Annotated in this window: 15 protein-coding genes; 10 read left to right on the plus strand and 5 right to left on the minus strand. The window is 53.9% G+C overall.

Annotated elements, in window-relative coordinates; genetic code table 11:
• The first annotated feature begins 88 nt into the window (after positions 1 to 88).
• The 10 genes from ribF (at position 89) to folA (ending at position 13,832) form a co-directional block, all read left to right on the plus strand.
• A complete protein-coding gene (gene ribF, locus AC1MDE_RS12080) occupies positions 89 to 1,027 on the plus strand; it encodes a bifunctional riboflavin kinase/FAD synthetase (RefSeq protein WP_058959365.1) in 939 nt (312 codons plus the stop codon).
• A 27-nt stretch (positions 1,028 to 1,054) separates the two neighbouring features.
• A complete protein-coding gene (ileS, locus tag AC1MDE_RS12085) occupies positions 1,055 to 3,874 on the plus strand; it encodes an isoleucine--tRNA ligase (protein ID WP_097118314.1) in 2,820 nt (939 codons plus the stop codon).
• A complete protein-coding gene (gene lspA / locus AC1MDE_RS12090; protein ID WP_058959362.1) occupies positions 3,874 to 4,377 on the plus strand; it encodes a signal peptidase II in 504 nt (167 codons plus the stop codon). Before ileS ends, lspA begins: the two co-directional genes overlap by 1 nt.
• Before the next feature lie 3 nt (positions 4,378 to 4,380).
• Positions 4,381 to 4,851 carry an FKBP-type peptidyl-prolyl cis-trans isomerase gene (gene fkpB / locus AC1MDE_RS12095; protein ID WP_034826099.1) on the plus strand — a complete coding sequence of 157 codons (471 nt, stop codon included), beginning with the start codon at positions 4,381 to 4,383 and terminating at the stop codon, positions 4,849 to 4,851.
• Positions 4,832 to 5,785, plus strand: coding sequence for a 4-hydroxy-3-methylbut-2-enyl diphosphate reductase (ispH, locus tag AC1MDE_RS12100; protein WP_034826097.1), 954 nt, complete (start codon positions 4,832 to 4,834; stop codon positions 5,783 to 5,785). Before fkpB ends, ispH begins: the two co-directional genes overlap by 20 nt.
• Before the next feature lie 222 nt (positions 5,786 to 6,007).
• Positions 6,008 to 6,823 carry a 4-hydroxy-tetrahydrodipicolinate reductase gene (gene dapB, locus AC1MDE_RS12105; RefSeq protein ID WP_058959361.1) on the plus strand — a complete coding sequence of 272 codons (816 nt, stop codon included), beginning with the start codon at positions 6,008 to 6,010 and terminating at the stop codon, positions 6,821 to 6,823.
• A gap of 471 nt (positions 6,824 to 7,294) precedes the next feature.
• A complete protein-coding gene (gene carA, locus AC1MDE_RS12110) occupies positions 7,295 to 8,443 on the plus strand; it encodes a glutamine-hydrolyzing carbamoyl-phosphate synthase small subunit (RefSeq protein ID WP_058959360.1) in 1,149 nt (382 codons plus the stop codon).
• A gap of 13 nt (positions 8,444 to 8,456) precedes the next feature.
• Positions 8,457 to 11,681 (plus strand): carbamoyl-phosphate synthase large subunit, encoded by a 3,225-nt coding sequence (carB, locus tag AC1MDE_RS12115; protein ID WP_058959359.1) that lies wholly within the window; start codon positions 8,457 to 8,459, stop codon positions 11,679 to 11,681.
• A 241-nt stretch (positions 11,682 to 11,922) separates the two neighbouring features.
• A complete protein-coding gene (locus tag AC1MDE_RS12120) occupies positions 11,923 to 13,065 on the plus strand; it encodes a porin (protein ID WP_479398011.1) in 1,143 nt (380 codons plus the stop codon).
• Between the two features lie 287 nt (positions 13,066 to 13,352).
• Positions 13,353 to 13,832 carry a type 3 dihydrofolate reductase gene (gene folA / locus AC1MDE_RS12125; protein WP_058959357.1) on the plus strand — a complete coding sequence of 160 codons (480 nt, stop codon included), beginning with the start codon at positions 13,353 to 13,355 and terminating at the stop codon, positions 13,830 to 13,832.
• A 185-nt stretch (positions 13,833 to 14,017) separates the two neighbouring features.
• Here the strand turns inward: folA and apaH are convergent, their stop codons facing one another.
• Genes apaH through surA form a run of 5 tightly spaced genes read right to left on the minus strand, consistent with a single transcriptional unit; the run spans position 14,018 to position 18,415 of the window.
• Positions 14,018 to 14,887, minus strand: a complete 870-nt coding sequence (gene apaH / locus AC1MDE_RS12130; protein WP_058959356.1) for a bis(5'-nucleosyl)-tetraphosphatase (symmetrical) ApaH — start codon at positions 14,885 to 14,887, stop codon at positions 14,018 to 14,020.
• Between the two features lie 51 nt (positions 14,888 to 14,938).
• Positions 14,939 to 15,316 (minus strand): Co2+/Mg2+ efflux protein ApaG, encoded by a 378-nt coding sequence (gene apaG, locus AC1MDE_RS12135; RefSeq protein WP_034826077.1) that lies wholly within the window; start codon positions 15,314 to 15,316, stop codon positions 14,939 to 14,941.
• 4 nt (positions 15,317 to 15,320) lie between these two features.
• Positions 15,321 to 16,145 carry a 16S rRNA (adenine(1518)-N(6)/adenine(1519)-N(6))-dimethyltransferase RsmA gene (gene rsmA / locus AC1MDE_RS12140; protein ID WP_034826076.1) on the minus strand — a complete coding sequence of 275 codons (825 nt, stop codon included), beginning with the start codon at positions 16,143 to 16,145 and terminating at the stop codon, positions 15,321 to 15,323.
• On the minus strand, positions 16,138 to 17,130 hold the full coding sequence (gene pdxA / locus AC1MDE_RS12145; protein WP_058959355.1) for a 4-hydroxythreonine-4-phosphate dehydrogenase PdxA: 993 nt from the start codon (positions 17,128 to 17,130) through the stop codon (positions 16,138 to 16,140). Before pdxA ends, rsmA begins: the two co-directional genes overlap by 8 nt.
• Entirely contained in the window at positions 17,120 to 18,415 is a 1,296-nt protein-coding gene (gene surA, locus AC1MDE_RS12150) for a peptidylprolyl isomerase SurA (protein ID WP_034826072.1), read from the minus strand. The genes pdxA and surA overlap by 11 nt, the downstream gene beginning before the upstream one ends.
• Between the last annotated feature and the right edge of the window lie 52 nt (positions 18,416 to 18,467).

The raw sequence follows: 18,467 nt of genomic DNA on the forward strand, positions 1-18,467 counted from the left end.
CACCATACGCAGGAAAGGCACGCAGACGGGTTAACCTGAAGGCCATTCAAGGGTATAATCCGCCGATTTCCACCGGTTTGAGTCAGCCATGAAGTTTATCCGCGGTATTTATAATCTGAAAGAGCAGCATCGCGGCTGCGTCCTGACCATTGGCAATTTTGACGGCGTACATCGCGGCCACCAGGCATTGATGGCGGAGTTGATTGCTGAAGGACGTCAACGCAATCTGCCGGTGGTGGTGATGCTGTTTGAACCGCAACCACTTGAATTGTTTGCCGGTGACAAAGCCCCGGCACGCCTGACTCGTTTGCGCGAGAAGCTGAAGTATCTCGAGCTGGCGGGTGTTGATGCGGTGCTCTGCGTCCGCTTTGATCGCCGTTTTGCGGCACACTCCGCACAAAGTTTTATCGCAGAACTGCTGGTCGATAAACTCAACGTGAAGTTTCTCGCAGTGGGTGATGATTTCCGCTTTGGCGCTGGTCGCCAGGGAGATTTCCTGTTATTACAGAAAGCCGGTGTCGAGTATGGCTTCGACGTCATCAGCACCCAGACCTATTGTGATGGCGGTGCGCGTATCAGTAGCACGGCGGTACGTCAGGCACTGGCACAGGATGATTTTGCGCAGGCGGAAGCGCTGCTGGGCCATCCATTCAGCATTTCAGGGCGCGTGGTGCACGGTGATGCACTGGGGCGCACCATTGGTTTCCCCACCGCTAACATTCCATTACGCCGCACAGTAACGCCGGTGAAAGGGGTGTTTGCGGTAGAAGTGTTAGGCCTGGGCGACAAGCCCATCGCTGGCGTGGCCAACATTGGCACACGTCCGACGGTAAAAGGTCTGCGTCAGCAGCTTGAAGTTCATCTGCTTGACACACATATGAATCTTTATGGCCACCACATTGAGGTGGTGCTGAAACAGAAGATTCGCGACGAACAGCGTTTCGCTTCGCTGGACGCGTTGAAAGAACAAATTGCGAAAGATGTGGTGACGGCCCGCCAATTTTTTGGGCTTAACGCACCGGCTTAATGACCGAAATACGGAACCGAGAATCTGATGAGTGACTATAAATCTACCCTGAATTTGCCGGAAACGGGGTTCCCGATGCGTGGCGATCTGGCCAAACGCGAACCGGGAATGCTGCAACGTTGGACTGATGACAACCTGTACGGTATCATCCGCGAAGCCAAAAAAGGGAAAAAAACCTTTATTTTGCATGATGGCCCTCCTTACGCGAACGGCAGCATTCATATTGGTCACTCCGTTAACAAGATTCTGAAAGACATTATCGTTAAGTCGAAAGGCATGGCGGGCTATGACTCGCCGTATGTGCCGGGTTGGGACTGCCATGGTTTGCCTATCGAGCACAAAGTTGAGCAGATGATCGGTAAGCCAGGCGAGAAAGTCTCCGCCGCGGAATTCCGTGCCGCCTGCCGCAACTACGCTGCTGAACAGGTTGAAGGCCAGAAGAAAGACTTCATCCGTCTCGGCGTGCTGGGCGACTGGGATCGTCCCTACCTGACCATGGACTTCAAAACCGAAGCCAACATCATTCGTGCGCTGAGTAAAATCATTGGCAACGGCCACCTGCACAAAGGCGCGAAGCCGGTGCACTGGTGCATGGATTGCCGCTCGGCGCTGGCTGAAGCGGAAGTGGAGTACTACGACAAAACCTCCCCATCTATCGACGTGATGTTTAACGCCGTCGATGCCGATGCGGTGCGCGCGAAGTTTGGCGTTGCCGCCTCTGAAGGCCCGGTTTCTCTGGTGATCTGGACCACTACCCCGTGGACCATGCCGGCCAACCGCGGTATCTCACTGCATCCTGAGTTCGAATACCAGTTGCTGCAAATCGAAGGCCGCAGCTTGATCCTCGCCAAAGAGATGGTTGAGGGTGTGATGAAGCGCGCGGGCATCACTGAGTGGAAAGTACTGGGCGAATGCAACGGTGCGGCACTTGAGCTGCAGCTGTTCCAGCACCCGTTCCTTGAGCAGATCCAATCCAAAGTCGTATTGGGCGAGCACGTTACGCTGGAAGCGGGTACCGGTGCAGTGCATACCGCACCTGGCCACGGCCCAGATGACTATGTGATCGGCCAGAAATACGGTCTGGAAACCGCTAACCCGGTCGGCCCGGATGGCGCGTACCTGCCAGGCACCTATCCAACGCTGGACGGCGTGAATGTCTTTAAAGCCAACGACATGATCGTTGAGCTGCTGAAAGAGAAAGGCGCACTGCTGCACGTTGAGAAACTGCTGCACAGCTATCCACACTGCTGGCGTCACAAAACCCCGATCATCTTCCGTGCCACCCCGCAGTGGTTCATCAGCATGGATCAGAAAGGCCTGCGTGCGCAGTCGCTGAAAGAGATCAAAGGCGTGCAGTGGATCCCGGATTGGGGCCAGGCGCGTATCGAAGCGATGGTGGCGAACCGCCCAGACTGGTGTATCTCACGTCAGCGTACCTGGGGCGTGCCGATGGCGCTGTTCGTGCATAAAGAGACCGAGCAGCTGCACCCGGATACGCTGGAGCTGATGGAGAAAGTCGCGAAGTGCGTTGAGCAGGATGGCATTCAGGCATGGTGGGATCTCGATCCGCGCGATCTGATGGGCGATGACGCTGATCACTATGTCAAAGTGCCAGATACGCTGGATGTGTGGTTCGATTCAGGATCAACCAGCTACTCTGTGGTCGATGCGCGCCCAGAATTTGGTGGCCATGCGCCGGATATGTATCTGGAAGGTTCAGATCAGCATCGTGGCTGGTTCATGTCTTCGCTGATGATCTCGACGGCGATGAAAGGCAAAGCGCCTTACCGTCAGGTACTGACGCACGGTTTCACCGTGGACGGTCAGGGCCGCAAAATGTCGAAATCCATCGGTAACACCGTGGCTCCGCAGGATGTGATGGACAAACTGGGTGCGGATATCTTGCGTCTGTGGGTCGCCTCAACGGATTACTCCGGTGAAATGGCGGTGTCCGATGAGATCCTGAAACGTGCAGCGGACAGCTATCGCCGTATCCGTAACACCGCGCGTTTCCTGCTGGCTAACCTCGCGGGCTTCAACCCGGCGACCGATTGCGTGAAACCCGAAGAGATGGTGGTGGTAGATCGCTGGGCGGTTGGCCGTGCGCTGGCTGCACAGCAGGACATCGTCCAGTCTTACGAGAACTACGATTTCCATGAAGTAGTGCAGCGTCTGATGCACTTCTGCTCCATCGAAATGGGCTCGTTCTATCTTGATGTGATTAAAGATCGTCAGTACACCGCGAAAGGTGACAGCCTGGCGCGTCGCAGTTGCCAGACCGCGCTGTGGCACATTGTTGAAGCGCTGGTGCGCTGGATGGCGCCAATCATGTCCTTCACTGCTGATGAAATCTGGGGCTACCTGCCGGGTGAACGTGCTAAATACGTATTCACCGAAGAGTGGTATGAAGGCCTGTTTGGTCTGGCAGATAACGAAGCACTGAACGACGCTTATTGGGATGAGCTGCTGAAAGTGCGCGGCGAAGTCAACAAAGTGATCGAGCAGGCGCGTAGCGATAAACGTATCGGTGGCGCACTGGAAGCCACAGTAACGCTTTACGCGGATGCTGAACTGGCCGCTAAACTGCAGGCGCTGGGCGATGAGCTGCGTTTTGTCCTGCTGACTTCCGGCGCGACGGTGGCGGATTACGCCACTGCCAGCGATGAAGCGCAGCAAAGCGAAGTACTGAAAGGTCTGAAAATCGCACTGCATAAAGCAGAAGGCGAGAAATGTCCGCGTTGCTGGCATTACACTACTGACGTTGGCCAGAATCCGGAGCATGCTGCGGTCTGTGGACGTTGTTACACCAACGTAGCCGGCAACGGTGAAGTGCGGAAATTTGCCTGATGAGTAAACTCTGCTCTACCGGATTGCGCTGGTTGTGGCTGGTGCTGGTGGTGATCGTGGTCGATTTCGCCAGCAAGCAGTGGATCATGAATAACATGATGCTGCATGAAACTCAGCCGCTGATACCGTTCCTGAATCTGTTCTACGCGCACAACTATGGCGCGGCGTTCAGCTTCCTGGCGGATAAAGGTGGCTGGCAGCGTTGGTTCTTTGCCGGCATCGCGATTGCGATTGTGGTCGCGCTGGTGGTGATGATGTATCGCAACCGTGCAAGTCACAAATTAACCAATATTGCCTACGCGCTGATTATCGGCGGGGCGTTGGGTAACCTGTTTGACCGTGCATATCACGGCTTCGTGGTGGATTTCATCGACTTCTACGTTGGTGACTGGCATTTCGCCACCTTCAACATCGCTGACTGCGGTATCTGTATTGGTGCGGCGTTGGTGGTGCTGGAAGGATTCCTCACGCCGAAAGACAAACAGGTCAAAGAGAAAGGGTAACAAATGACTGAGTCCGTACAGCGCGATAGCGCGTTGCTGGTGCATTTCACGCTGAAGCTGGAAGATGGCTCAACAGCGGAATCAACACGCGCCAACGGCAAACCAGCGCTGTTCCGTCTGGGAGATGGCAGCTTGTCTGGTGCATTGGAACAGGAACTGTTAGGGCGTAAAGTCGGCGATAAGCATGCCTTTACGCTGGCACCGGAAGATGCCTTTGGTGGCACCAGTCCGGACCTGGTTCAGTACTTTTCGCGCCGTGACTTTAAAGATGCTGGCGAACCGGAAGTCGGTTCCATCATGCTGTTCAGCGGCAGAGGTGGTAGCGAGATGCCGGGTGTGATCCGTGAAATTTCCGGTGACTCGATCACCGTTGATTTCAACCACCCGTTAGCCGGTCAGCGCATTCAGTTTGAAATTGAAGTGCTGGAGATCGATCCGGTACTGGAGGCCAGCGATGCAAATCCTGTTAGCTAACCCTCGCGGTTTCTGTGCAGGCGTGGATCGCGCCATCAGTATTGTAGAGCGCGCGCTGGAGATGTACGGTGCACCGATCTACGTGCGTCACGAAGTGGTACATAACCGCTACGTGGTGAGCAGCTTGCGCGATCGGGGAGCGATCTTCATTGAAGAGATCAGCGAAGTGCCGGACGATGCCATCCTGATCTTCTCTGCTCACGGCGTTTCTCAGGCGGTGCGGGCGGAAGCGAAAGCGCGCAATCTCACGATGCTGTTTGACGCCACTTGTCCGCTGGTGACCAAGGTACATATGGAAGTGGCGCGCGCCAGCCGTAAAGGTGTGGAAGCCATTCTGATTGGTCATGCCGGACACCCTGAAGTGGAAGGCACCATGGGGCAGTACAACAACCCCAACGGTGGCATGTATTTGGTGGAGTCACCGGAAGATGTGTTCAAGCTGAGCGTTAAGGACGAAGGCAATCTGTGCTTCATGACGCAGACAACTTTATCGGTTGATGATACGTCAGATGTGATTGATGCACTGCGTCAGCGCTTCCCGGCAATTATTGGCCCACGCAAAGATGATATCTGTTACGCCACGACTAACCGCCAGGAAGCCGTGCGTGTTCTGGCGCGTGATGCGGAAGTGGTGCTGGTGGTGGGCTCGAAAAACTCCTCTAACTCCAACCGTCTGGCCGAACTGGCACAGCGTGCGGGGAAACTGGCGAAGCTGATCGATTCAGCAGATGACATTCAGGAAGAGTGGGTTAAAGGCAAGCAGATCATCGGTGTGACGGCGGGTGCCTCGGCACCGGATATTCTGGTGCAGCAGGTGATTCAGCGCTTGAAAGAGTATGGTGGCGAAGCCGCGATTGAGCTGATTGGCCGCGAAGAGAACATTGTGTTTGAAGTGCCGAAAGAGTTGCGTGTCGAAGTGCGCAACGTCCAGTAAGCGTTTGCTATCGAAACAGAATCAGGCCGACATCGTTCGGCCTTTTCTTTATCTGTCGTCGCCAAATAGACCACTTCCAGCAGGTGGGATTGCTTTTACTGATAATGTTTGGCGGCTGGCATAAAATTCTTATTATCCCTTTTTTATTGTGGCGTGACGGTTATCTGACCGTTAACCTGTTTACGCTTTGCATGCATAGATTTGTATCAGGAATGAATAATTATGAGTGATATCCGCATTGCTATCGTTGGTGCGCCAGGCCGCATGGGACGCAATTTAATTCAGGCCGTGCAGCAAGCGGAAGGGGTTGCGCTGGGCGCAGCGCTGGCACGTAGCGGTTCTTCACTGCTGGGAGCTGACGCAGGTGAACTGGCTGGCATTGGTAAAACCGGTATTGCCGTTACCGATGATTTGCTGAAAGTGGTCGATGATTTTGATGTGCTGATCGACTTTACTCGCCCGGAAGGCACGCTGGAATATCTGGCGTTCTGCCGCCAGCATCATAAAGCGATGGTGATCGGCACCACCGGTTTTGATGAAGCGGGCAAAGAAGCGATTTGCGCCGCTGCGGAAGAGATCGGCATTGTGTTTGCCGCCAACTTTAGCGTGGGCGTGAACCTGGTGCTGAACCTGCTGCAGCAGGCAGCCAAAGTGATGGGTGACTACGCGGATATTGAAATCGTGGAAGCACACCACCGTCATAAAGTTGATGCACCATCAGGTACCGCGTTAGCGATGGGCGAAGCGATTGCCGATGCCATGAACTGGAAATTAGACGAGCACGCGGTTTACGCACGCGAAGGCCATACCGGCGAGCGTCAAGCACAGACCATCGGTTTTGCTACCGTGCGCGCGGGCGACATCGTCGGTGAGCATACTGCGATGTTTGCTGATATTGGCGAGCGTGTAGAGATTACCCATAAGGCTTCCAGCCGCATGACCTTTGCTAATGGCGCAGTTAAGGCGGCAAATTGGTTGAAGAACAAGAAATCTGGCCTCTATGATATGCGGGATGTGCTGGATTTATCGATGTTGTGAGTGTTGTGAACCATCGTGATGTGGTTATTTCAATCGGTAAGATGATGATTGAATAGGGCAATGTGATCATTGCCCTTTATTTTACTTATTAAAATGATGTCTTAATTGTATTTTTGTCTTTTGATGTCTATTTTTCAATGTTTAGTTCTATCGGGAGGTCAGTAAGATGCGATTTTTGACCATTTGGTCAAAAATTTATGCGCGGTAGCACGTGTTTGCGATTATTGCCGCTTAGCAACCGTTTATTTTCCTCACTTATCTCACTCTTTTATCGCCTTTCTCGCTTTTTAACATTCAAAAGCCTTAAAAATACAAAAAAATAGCCACTCAGGGTAGACAAGCTGAAGGTCGATCATTAGAATGCGCGCAATTTGCCAAAATTCGAGCATTCAGGCGGATTTTGCATTGATTCGGACATGTATTTTGAATTAATATGCAAATATTGTGACTGTTTATTCCCTGGAGGATGTTTTGATTAAGTCAGCGCTCTTGGTTCTGGAAGACGGAACCCAATTCCACGGTCGGGCCATCGGGGCAACGGGGTCGGCAGTGGGGGAAGTCGTTTTCAACACGTCAATGACTGGTTATCAAGAAATCCTCACTGATCCTTCCTATTCCCGCCAAATCGTTACCCTCACTTATCCCCATATCGGCAATGTTGGCGTTAATGCCGCCGATGAAGAATCCAGCCAAATCCATGCTCAAGGCCTCGTTATTCGCGACCTGCCGCTGATCACCAGCAACTTCCGTAGTGAAGAAAGCCTGTCAGCTTACTTGCAACGCAATAACATTGTCGGCATCGCCGATATCGACACGCGCAAACTGACCCGTTTGCTACGCGAGAAGGGCGCTCAGAGCGGCTGCATTATCGCGGGTGATAATCCGGATGCGGCACTGGCGCTGCAAAAAGCGCAGGCCTTCCCGGGCTTGAAAGGCATGGACCTGGCGAAAGAAGTGACCACGGCGGAAACTTACGCGTGGCAGCAGGGTAGCTGGACACTGGAAGGGGATTTGCCTGAGCAGAAAACGGCTGCAGAGCTGCCATTCCACGTTGTCGCCTATGACTTCGGCGCTAAGCGCAACATCCTGCGCATGCTGGTGGATCGCGGTTGCCGTTTGACGGTTGTCCCGGCAAAGACCAGCGCAGAAGAGGTGCTGGCACTCAATCCAGACGGCATTTTCCTGTCGAACGGTCCTGGTGACCCGGAGCCTTGCGATTACGCCATCAACGCCATTCAGGCCTTCCTGAAAACTGATATTCCGGTGTTTGGTATTTGCCTCGGCCATCAGCTGCTGGCGCTGGCAAGCGGTGCAAAAACCGTGAAGATGAAACTCGGTCACCACGGCGGCAACCACCCGGTCAAAGATCTCGACAACAATGTGGTGATGATTACCGCGCAGAACCACGGTTTCGCGGTTGATGACAGCCAGCTGCCAGCGAATCTGCGTGTCACGCATGTGTCGCTGTTCGACCAGACGGTGCAAGGTATTCACCGCACAGATAAACCGGCCTTCAGCTTCCAGGGACATCCTGAAGCGAGCCCAGGCCCGCACGATGCGGCGCCGCTGTTCGATCACTTTATCGAACTGATCGAAGCTTACCGTTCTAACGCGAAGTAATCAGGAGCCCACGATGCCAAAACGTACAGACATAAAATCCATCCTGATCCTTGGCGCTGGCCCGATCGTTATCGGCCAGGCATGTGAATTTGACTACTCCGGTGCACAGGCGTGTAAAGCGCTGCGTGAAGAGGGTTACCGCGTCATTCTGGTCAACTCCAACCCGGCCACCATCATGACCGACCCGGAAATGGCCGATGCGACCTATATTGAGCCGATTCACTGGGAAGTAGTACGTAAGATCATCGAAAAAGAGCGCCCGGATGCGGTCCTGCCGACCATGGGTGGCCAGACTGCACTGAACTGTGCGCTGGAGCTGGAGCGTCAGGGTGTGCTGGCTGAGTTCGGCGTCACCATGATCGGTGCGACCGCGGATGCCATCGATAAAGCTGAAGACCGCCGCCGTTTCGACGTGGCGATGAAAAGCATCGGCCTCGGCACCGCGCGTTCCGGTATCGCGCATACCATGGAAGAAGCACTGGCCGTGGCCGAAGATGTTGGCTTCCCGTGTATCATTCGTCCTTCCTTTACCATGGGCGGCACCGGTGGCGGTATCGCTTACAATCGCGAAGAGTTCGAAGAGATTTGCGAGCGTGGCCTGGATCTTTCCCCTACCAATGAGCTGCTGATTGATGAGTCGCTGATTGGCTGGAAAGAGTACGAGATGGAAGTGGTGCGTGATAAAAACGACAACTGCATCATCGTCTGCTCAATCGAAAACTTCGATGCGATGGGTATCCACACCGGCGACTCGATCACCGTGGCACCGGCGCAAACCCTGACGGATAAAGAATACCAAATCATGCGTAACGCCTCGCTGGCGGTACTGCGTGAAATCGGTGTGGAAACCGGTGGTTCTAACGTGCAGTTCTCGGTTAACCCAAAAGACGGCCGTCTTGTGGTTATCGAAATGAACCCGCGCGTGTCGCGCTCGTCGGCGCTGGCTTCCAAAGCGACCGGTTTCCCGATTGCAAAAGTCGCCGCGAAACTGGCGGTGGGCTTCACTCTCGATGAGCTGATGAATGACATCACCGGCGGTCGTACGCCGGCGTCGTTTGAGCCGTCAATCGACTACGTTGTGACCAAGATTCCTCGCTTCAACTTCGAGAAGTTCGCTGGTGCCAATGACCGCCTGACCACGCAGATGAAATCTGTGGGTGAAGTGATGGCGATTGGCCGCACCTTCCAGGAATCAATGCAGAAAGCGCTGCGCGGTCTGGAAGTGGGGGCAAACGGCTTCGACCCGAAAGTGGATCTGGATGATGCCGAAGCCCTGACCCGCATCCGCCGTGAGCTGAAAGATGCCGGTTCTGACCGTATCTGGTACATTGCGGATGCGTTCCGTGCCGGGATGTCGGTGGATGGCGTGTTCAACCTGACTAACATTGACCGCTGGTTCCTGGTGCAAATCGAAGAGCTGGTACGTCTGGAAGAGAAGGTTGCGCGTGAAGGTGTCAACTCACTGAATGCTGATTTCCTGCGTGCACTGAAGCGCAAAGGCTTTGCTGACGTGCGTCTGGCAAACCTGGCGGGCGTGGCAGAGAGCGAAATTCGCAAACTGCGTCAGCAGTTCAACCTGCACCCAGTCTACAAACGCGTAGACACCTGTGCGGCAGAATTCTCCACCGATACCGCTTATATGTACTCCACTTATGAAGAAGAGTGCGAGGCCAATCCAAACCAGGATCGTGACAAAATCATGATTTTGGGCGGCGGTCCAAACCGTATCGGTCAGGGTATCGAGTTCGATTACTGCTGCGTACATGCGGCACTGGCGCTGCGCGACGACGGTTACGAAACCATTATGGTGAACTGTAACCCGGAAACCGTATCGACTGACTACGACACCTCCGACCGTTTGTACTTCGAACCGGTGACGCTGGAAGACGTGCTGGAAATCGTGCGCATCGAGAAGCCTAAAGGCGTCATCGTGCAGTATGGCGGCCAGACCCCGCTGAAGCTGGCTCGTGCGCTGGAAGCAGCAGGTGTGCCCGTGATAGGTACCAGCCCAGATGCGATTGACCGTGCTGAAGACCGTGAACGTTTCCAGCAGGCGGTTGATCGCCTGAGCCTGAAGCAACCGGCTAACGCCACCGTGGCTACGCTGGAGCAAGCTGTTGAGAAAGCGGCAGGTATCGGTTATCCGTTGGTGGTACGTCCTTCCTATGTGCTGGGCGGTCGTGCAATGGAAATCGTTTATGATGAAATCGACCTGAAGCGTTACTTCCAGACCGCGGTTTCGGTTTCCAATGATGCGCCGGTTCTGCTGGACCGCTTCCTGGATGATGCAGTGGAAGTCGACGTGGATGCGATTTGCGACGGTGAACGTGTGCTGATTGGCGGCATCATGGAGCACATCGAACAAGCCGGCGTTCACTCAGGTGACTCCGCTTGTTCACTGCCGGCTTATACGCTGAGCACTGAAATCCAGAACGTGATGCGTCAACAGGTCGAGAAACTGGCTTTCGAGCTGAACGTACGCGGTTTGATGAACGTGCAGTTTGCAGTGAAGGACAACGAGGTTTACCTGATTGAGGTGAACCCACGTGCGGCGCGTACCGTGCCATTCGTGTCTAAAGCGACCGGCGTACCTTTAGCGAAAGTGGCTGCGCGCGTGATGGCAGGTAAAACCCTGGCTGAGCAGGGCGTCACGAAAGAAATCATTCCACCGTATTATTCGGTGAAAGAAGTGGTGCTACCGTTCAACAAGTTCCCGGGTGTTGACCCGATTCTTGGTCCAGAGATGCGTTCTACCGGCGAAGTGATGGGTGTCGGTCGTACCTTTGCGGAAGCGTTCGCCAAAGCGATGCTGGGTGCGCAGAGCAACATGAAGAAAACCGGTCGTGCGTTACTGTCTGTGCGCGAAGGCGATAAGAAACGTATCGTTGACCTGGCGGCGAAGCTGCAGAAGTTTGGCTTCGAGTTGGACGCCACACACGGCACCGCTGTGGTGCTGGGTGAAGCCGGTATCAACCCACGTCTGGTTAACAAGGTGCATGAAGGTCGTCCACACATTCAGGACCGTCTGAAGAATGGCGAATACACCTACATCGTCAATACCACCGCAGGTCGTCAGGCGATTGAAGATTCCAAACTGATTCGCCGCAGTGCACTGCAATATAAAGTGCATTATGACACCACGCTGAATGGTGGATTTGCTACCGCGATGGCGTTGAATGCAGATCCGACAGAGAAAGTGATTTCAGTGCAGGAAATGCATGCGCAAATCAAAGGTTAATCAATAAGTTGACCGACTGAAAACGGCTCCTTTGGGAGCCGTTTTTTTTCGCCTGTTTATCATTGATTGAATAAGGTTATGTGTGAAAAATATATTGATTTGACATAGTTTTTATCAGTTGATGCGGTACTGGTTACATGTCGGATTATTCGCACAAATTTATAAATACGATTCCGGTAAGCGCACCTTACTATCTCGGACGCTCATTAATAGAGCGCTCACCTTAACTGGGATATAAAAAATGAAAATGCGTGCTTTCACCCTCAGCGCAGTGGCTGCGTTATTAGTTGCTGCGCCTCTCGCCAGCCAGGCGGAAATTACCCTGCTGAAGCAGGATCCGCAGACAGGCGATCCACTTAGTCGTCTTGATTTCAAAGTCGGCGGCAGTATTCGTCCTCAGTTCCAGCATCAGGCTGGCGTCAGTGACCAATCGTACAAGCGTAACGGCTACGATGGTGGTTCACGTTTCCGTTTTTCCGCGGATTACTACCTGTTTGATGACATCAGCTGGGTCAGCTACTACGAGCTGGGCGTGAACTTCCCGGCCTGGTGGGGTTGGGATAACCACTATGCCGATGGCCAGAACAACACCACGCGTCGTCAGCTGTACACGGGTCTGAAGAGCAAAACCTGGGGTCAGTTGACCTTTGGTCAGCAGAACAGTGTTTACTATGATGTGGTCGGTGCGAAGACCGATATCTGGGACTACGACATGCTGGCTCAGGCACCGGGCAACGGTATCAACGGTGACTACGACGGTTCATACCGTTCACGTAAGATGCTGAAGTACAAAAACACCTTCGGCGACGTTGATGTTTATGCTTCATACCTGTTTGAAGATAACAACTACCTGCCAGGCAACGGCCTGCGTTACAAGCGTAAAGGCGGCGGCTCACTGGGTGTGAACTATCACATCACCAAAGATCTGGCATGGGGCACGGCATGGAACTACACCCGTGCAGATATCCATAACCCAGGCACCGGTGAAAGCAAAGACTATGACCAGAACATCTACGGTACCGCGCTGAGCTGGACCCCGGATAACTGGACGCTGTCTGCAGGTGCAGGCTGGTATCAGAACTTCTCACCAACCAAGAAGAACACCGTTAACAACTACTTCGCCGATGATGCGTGGGGCGTGGAGTACTTTGCTGGCTACAAATTCGCTATCAATCAGTACGCGGTCAAGTCTATTCAGCCTTACTTCATGGGCGACCGTCTGGAGTTCGTCAATGGACGTAACTACAAGCGTATCGACAATGGCGTCGGTATCAGCACTAAACTGGATTACGGCTTCCAGGTGGACTACGAATACGTGATCACCTCAAGCACCGACAAATCACTGGGTAACATGAACCTGGTGCGTCTGCGCTACGATTTCTAATTGGCGTGACTACGGCTCCTGCGGGAGCCGTTTTCCTTTGTCGCAGACAGTGCGGTTTTCTTTACACTCCATCACGTCAAAGCCTCATTTCACCCTGAATTGTAGCGTTCCGCTGGACTAATCTGGCGTCTATTTCCATGTATGGTGGGAAAGTCGGTGTAAAACTCTGTCCAATAACAAAAATGCGGTCGCATAGGAGCTTTACGCAAATAGCGGGGGCGGCCTATCGACGAAACTTTCGCCTTTACGTATGATGGCGCCAATTTTTTTCCTGTAGGTCTTTTAACATGATTAGTCTGATCGCAGCACTGGCAGCCGATCGCATTATTGGTATGGAAAACGCCATGCCCTGGAACCTGCCTGCTGATTTGGCGTGGTTTAAACGTAATACGCTGAATAAACCGGTGATTATGGGGCGTCTGACCTTTGAATCAATCGGCCGCCCGCTACCGGGACGTTTGAATATCGTGGTGAGCAGCCAGCCGGGCACCCATGAAGGCGTGACCTGGGTGACTTCGCTGGACGAAGCGGTGAAAGCGGCGGGCGACGTAGAAGAGATGATGGTGATTGGTGGCGGTCGTGTTTACGAACAGATGCTGGCCCGTGCCGATCGTTTGTACCTGACGCACATTGATGCCGAAGTGGAAGGCGATACCCAATTCCCGGATTACGAGCCGGATGAGTGGCAGTCGACCTTTAGCGAGTTCCATGACGCCGATGCGCAGAACTCGCACAGTTATTGCTTTGAGATTTTAGATCGCCGTTGATGCTGGTCCCGGTGCGTATCAGTGCGTCACCTACGAAAATCGTGCCATTTCGTCGTAGTGTCGCCATTTATGGCAACCGGGAAATCTCAGCATCATCGTTTATGACGAACGAAAAAAGCCCCGCTCAATTTGCGGGGCTTTTTGTTTATGACATGTGGCTCAGTGGCCATTTGGACGGGCTTTTATTAATGCATGTCGCTCAACGGCGGATGGGCGCTGGCAGCACTCTCTGCCATCGCCTTTTCACGGTTAGAAGCCTGCACATAATAGCGTTGCGATTCCCAGTGCAGCAGCGTCAGCGTGCCGCCCCAGCAGCAACCGGTATCCAGGCCGACAATGTGTTCAGGCGTCCCCTTGCCCTCCAGTGAAGCCCAGTGACCAAACACCTGCGTGTAGTCACTGCCGATCTTGCCGGGAACAAGGAACCAGGGTTTCAGCGGCGGTGGAGCAGAGTTGGGGGCTTCTTTGCAGATCATATCCAACTGACCGTTGGGGAAGCAGAAGCGCATACGCGTCAGGGCATTGGTACTGAAGCGCAGACGCGCCAAGCCGCTCAATTCCGGCGTCCAGTTGTTTGGCATGTCGCCATACATCGCATCCAGGAACAGCGGATAGGTGTCGCTAGCCAGCACGGCTTCAACTTCACGTGCACAGAGTTTTGCCGTGTCGAGATCCCATTGCGGCGTGATCCCTGCGTGAGCCATCAACAACTTTTTCTCTTCATCCACTTGTAGCAGCGGCTGGCGACGTAACCAGTTGATCAGCTCATCCGCGTCCTGCGCCTCTAACAATGGCGTCAGACGATCTTTAGGTTTGTTACGGCTGATGCCCGCATAAACCGCCAGCAGATGCAGATCGTGATTGCCGAGCACCAGTCGTACGCAATCTCCCAGCGATTTCACATAGCGCAGCACATCCAGCGAACCCGGGCCACGCGCCACTAAGTCGCCGGTTAGCCAAAGCTCGTCTTGCTGCGGATCGAAATCAACCTGCGCCAGCAGCGCACGTAGCTCGTCATAACAGCCGTGAATATCGCCAATCAGGTATGTACTCATTACGTCAGTCCGATCAAAACGCGCCGCCCGGACTGGCCGGGCGGAGGGGGATTAATGTATGTGGGTTTGCACGGCGAGTCGGAACACCGGAATGTCGACGTGAAATTCTTCACCTTCATCGTCGATCATCACATAGTGACCTTGCATGGTGCCCATAGGGGTTTCCAGAATCGCACCGCTGGTGTACTGATACTCACCGCCAGCGGCAATGTGCGGTTGCTCGCCAACCACACCTTCCCCCTGAACTTCAGTCTCACGACCGTTGCCATTGGTGATAAGCCAGTAGCGACTATGCAGTTGAACGCTATTTCGTCCCAGATTACGTATGGTGATGGTGTAGGCAAACACGTAACGATCCTCGTCGGGCAAGGATTGTGATTCCACATATTGACTCAATACATGAATACAGACGCGGGCCAGTTCACTCATACACTTATTTCTCCGGGGTTTCAGCCTGATGATTGCCCAGCCAATTCGCCAATTGGCAATACTGCGCCACGGTGACATTCTCAGCACGCAGCGAGGCATCAATGTTCAGTTCATCCAACGCACCCGCAGTAAACATATGTGCAAGGCTGTTACGCAGGGTTTTACGGCGTTGACCAAAGGCTTCAGTAGTGATGCGGCTCAGCAGGCGAATATCGCTCACCGGATAAGGTGGCTCTGGGTAAGGCATCAAACGCACCACGGCGGAATCAACTTTTGGCGCAGGCGTGAAGGATTCGGGTGGAACTTCCAGCACCGGAATCACCTGGCAATAGTACTGTGCCATCACGCTAAGACGGCCATAGGCTTTGCTGCCTGGCCCGGCAACCAAACGGTTGACCACTTCTTTTTGCAGCATAAAGTGCATGTCTTTAATCGAACCAGTATAGCTGAAAAGGTGGAACATCAGCGGGGTCGAAATATTGTACGGCAAGTTGCCAAAGACGCGCAGTGGCTGACCTTTCTCTTGCGCCAGCGCCGAGAAATCGAAAGTCATGGCATCTTGCTGATAAATGGTCAGCTTCGGTCCGAGGAACGGATGGGTCTGCAAACGTGCAGCCAGATCGCGGTCCAGCTCTACAACGGTCAGTTCATCGAGGCGTTCGCCCACCGGTTCAGTTAAGGCACCCAGGCCGGGACCAATCTCCACAATCGCTTCTCCCTTCTGCGGGTGAATAGCGGAGACAATGCTGTCGATAATGTACTGATCGTTCAGGAAGTTCTGCCCGAAACGTTTACGGGCAAAATGCCCCTGATGGACGCGATTATTCATTACTGCTCTTGATCATAGTGATGGCGAGATTAAGCGCCGTGATAAAGCTGCCCGGTTCTGCCTTGCCCTGGCCGGCTAATTCCAGCGCGGTACCATGGTCGACAGAAGTCCGGATAAAGGGCAGGCCAAGGGTGATATTCACCGCGCGGCCAAACCCCTGAAATTTTAGCACCGGTAAGCCCTGATCGTGATACATCGCCAGGACCGCATCGGCATGCTGTAAGTATTTCGGCTGGAACAGCGTATCAGCCGGTAACGGGCCGGTAAGCTGTATACCTTGCTGACGCAGTTCGTCGAGCGCCGGAATGATAGTATCAATTTCTTCACGGCCCATATGGCCGCTTTCGCCCGCGTGCGGATTCAGGCCGCAGACGAAGATATGGGGATGGGGTAAACCGAACTTCTGCTGTAAATCCTGATGCAGAATCGTGATCACCTCATGCAGGCTGTCGCGAGTAATCGCATCAGCGACATCTTTTAACGGCAAATGCGTAGTGGCGAGCGCGACGCGCAACTCTTCGGTTGCCAGCATCATCACCACGCGATCGCCACCGGCACGCTCGGCGAAGAATTCGGTATGGCCGGTGAACGGAATACCGGCGTCATTGATCACGCCTTTGTGCACCGGACCGGTAATCAATGCGGCAAACTCGCCGTTGAGACAGCCGTCACAGGCACGCGCCAGCGTTTCCAGCACGTAGTGGCCATTCGCTACGGTTAATTCACCGGGCGTGATCGGCTGTGCGGTATCAACCTGCAGCAGCGTTAACGTACCGGCCTGCTGTGCTTGTGCCGCAACACCAGGTTGGTAATCGCGCAGCGTCAGCGGTAAGCCCAGTTGCTGGGCGCGCTGACGCAGCACATGGCCATCGGCACAGACCACCAGTTCAACTGGCCAGTCGAACTGAGCCAGTTGAACGGTGAGATCAGGACCAATCCCGGCGGGTTCGCCGGGGGTGATCACGACACGGTAATTACTGACCATTGTTGTCCAGAATCTTCACGTAAGCACTGGCGCGTTGTTCCTGCATCCAGGTTTGTGCTTCTTCGGCAAATTTACGGTTAAACAGCAGACGATAAGCACGCTCTTTCTGCGCCGCATCGGTTTTATCAACCTGACGGGTATCCAGCAGCTGAATCAAATGCCAGCCGAAAGAAGAGTGTACCGGCTCGCTGACCTGACCTTTTTGCAGCTTCAGCAGTGCATCACGGAAGGCCGGATCGTAGATTTCCGGGGTTGCCCAGCCGAGATCGCCGCCCTGATTGGCTGAACCCGGATCGTCAGAGAACTGTTTTGCTGCGGCGGCAAAGGTGGTTTTACCACTTTTGATATCTGCAGCAATCTGCTCGATCTTCGCTTGCGCCTGCGCGTCAGTGAGAATCGGAGAAGGCTTCAGCAGAATGTGACGCGCATGCACTTCGGTGACAGAGATGTTTTTGCTCTCACCGCGCAGATCGTTCACTTTCAGAATGTGGAAGCCGACGCCAGAACGGATGGGGCCGACGATGTCGCCTTTCTTCGCGGTGCTTAACGCTTGCGAGAACAGGGTAGGCAGCTCTTCAATTTTTGCCCAACCCATGTTGCCGCCTTTCAGCGCTTGCGGATCGGCAGAGTAAGTCACTGCCATTTTGCCGAAATCGGCACCGCTTTTCAGTTGACCCACTAATTGACGCGCCAGCGCTTCCTGATCGTCAACCTGCTGTTGCGTCGGATTTTCTGACAGCGGCAGCAAGATCTGGCTCACGTTCAGTTCAGTACCCTGAGTGTTCTGAGAACCAATCTGCGTTGCCAGCGTATCCACTTCCTGCGGCAGGATGGTGACACGGCGGCGCACTTCGTTATTACGCACTTCGGAGATCAGCATTTCCTGACGGATCTGCGCACGGTAAGCGTTGTAGTTCATTCCGTCGTAGGCCAGGCGGCTACGCAACTGGTCCATGCTCATCTTATTTTGTGCGGCAATATTTTGAATAGCCTGATCTAACTGCTGATCGGTGACCTGCAAGCCGGCTTTCTCGCCCATCTGAAGAATGATGGCATCCATGACCTGACGCTCAAGGATCTGATGACGCAAGGTTTTGTCATCAGGTAACTGTTGATGAGCCTGCTGCGCCTGTGATTTCACGGTGCGCATCATGTTATCAACGTCACTTTCCAGTACCACGCCGTTATTCACGACGGCAGCAACTTTATCAACCTCTTGTGGGGCTGCGAACGCAGTGTTAGCGGTGATCGCTACACCAAGAATCAGCATTCTCCAGTTCTTCATACTTTATCCATTGTTGTTTCCGCACTGCGGGATAGCCTGTCAAACATCACAA

Source organism: Pantoea folii (assembly GCF_056678875.1).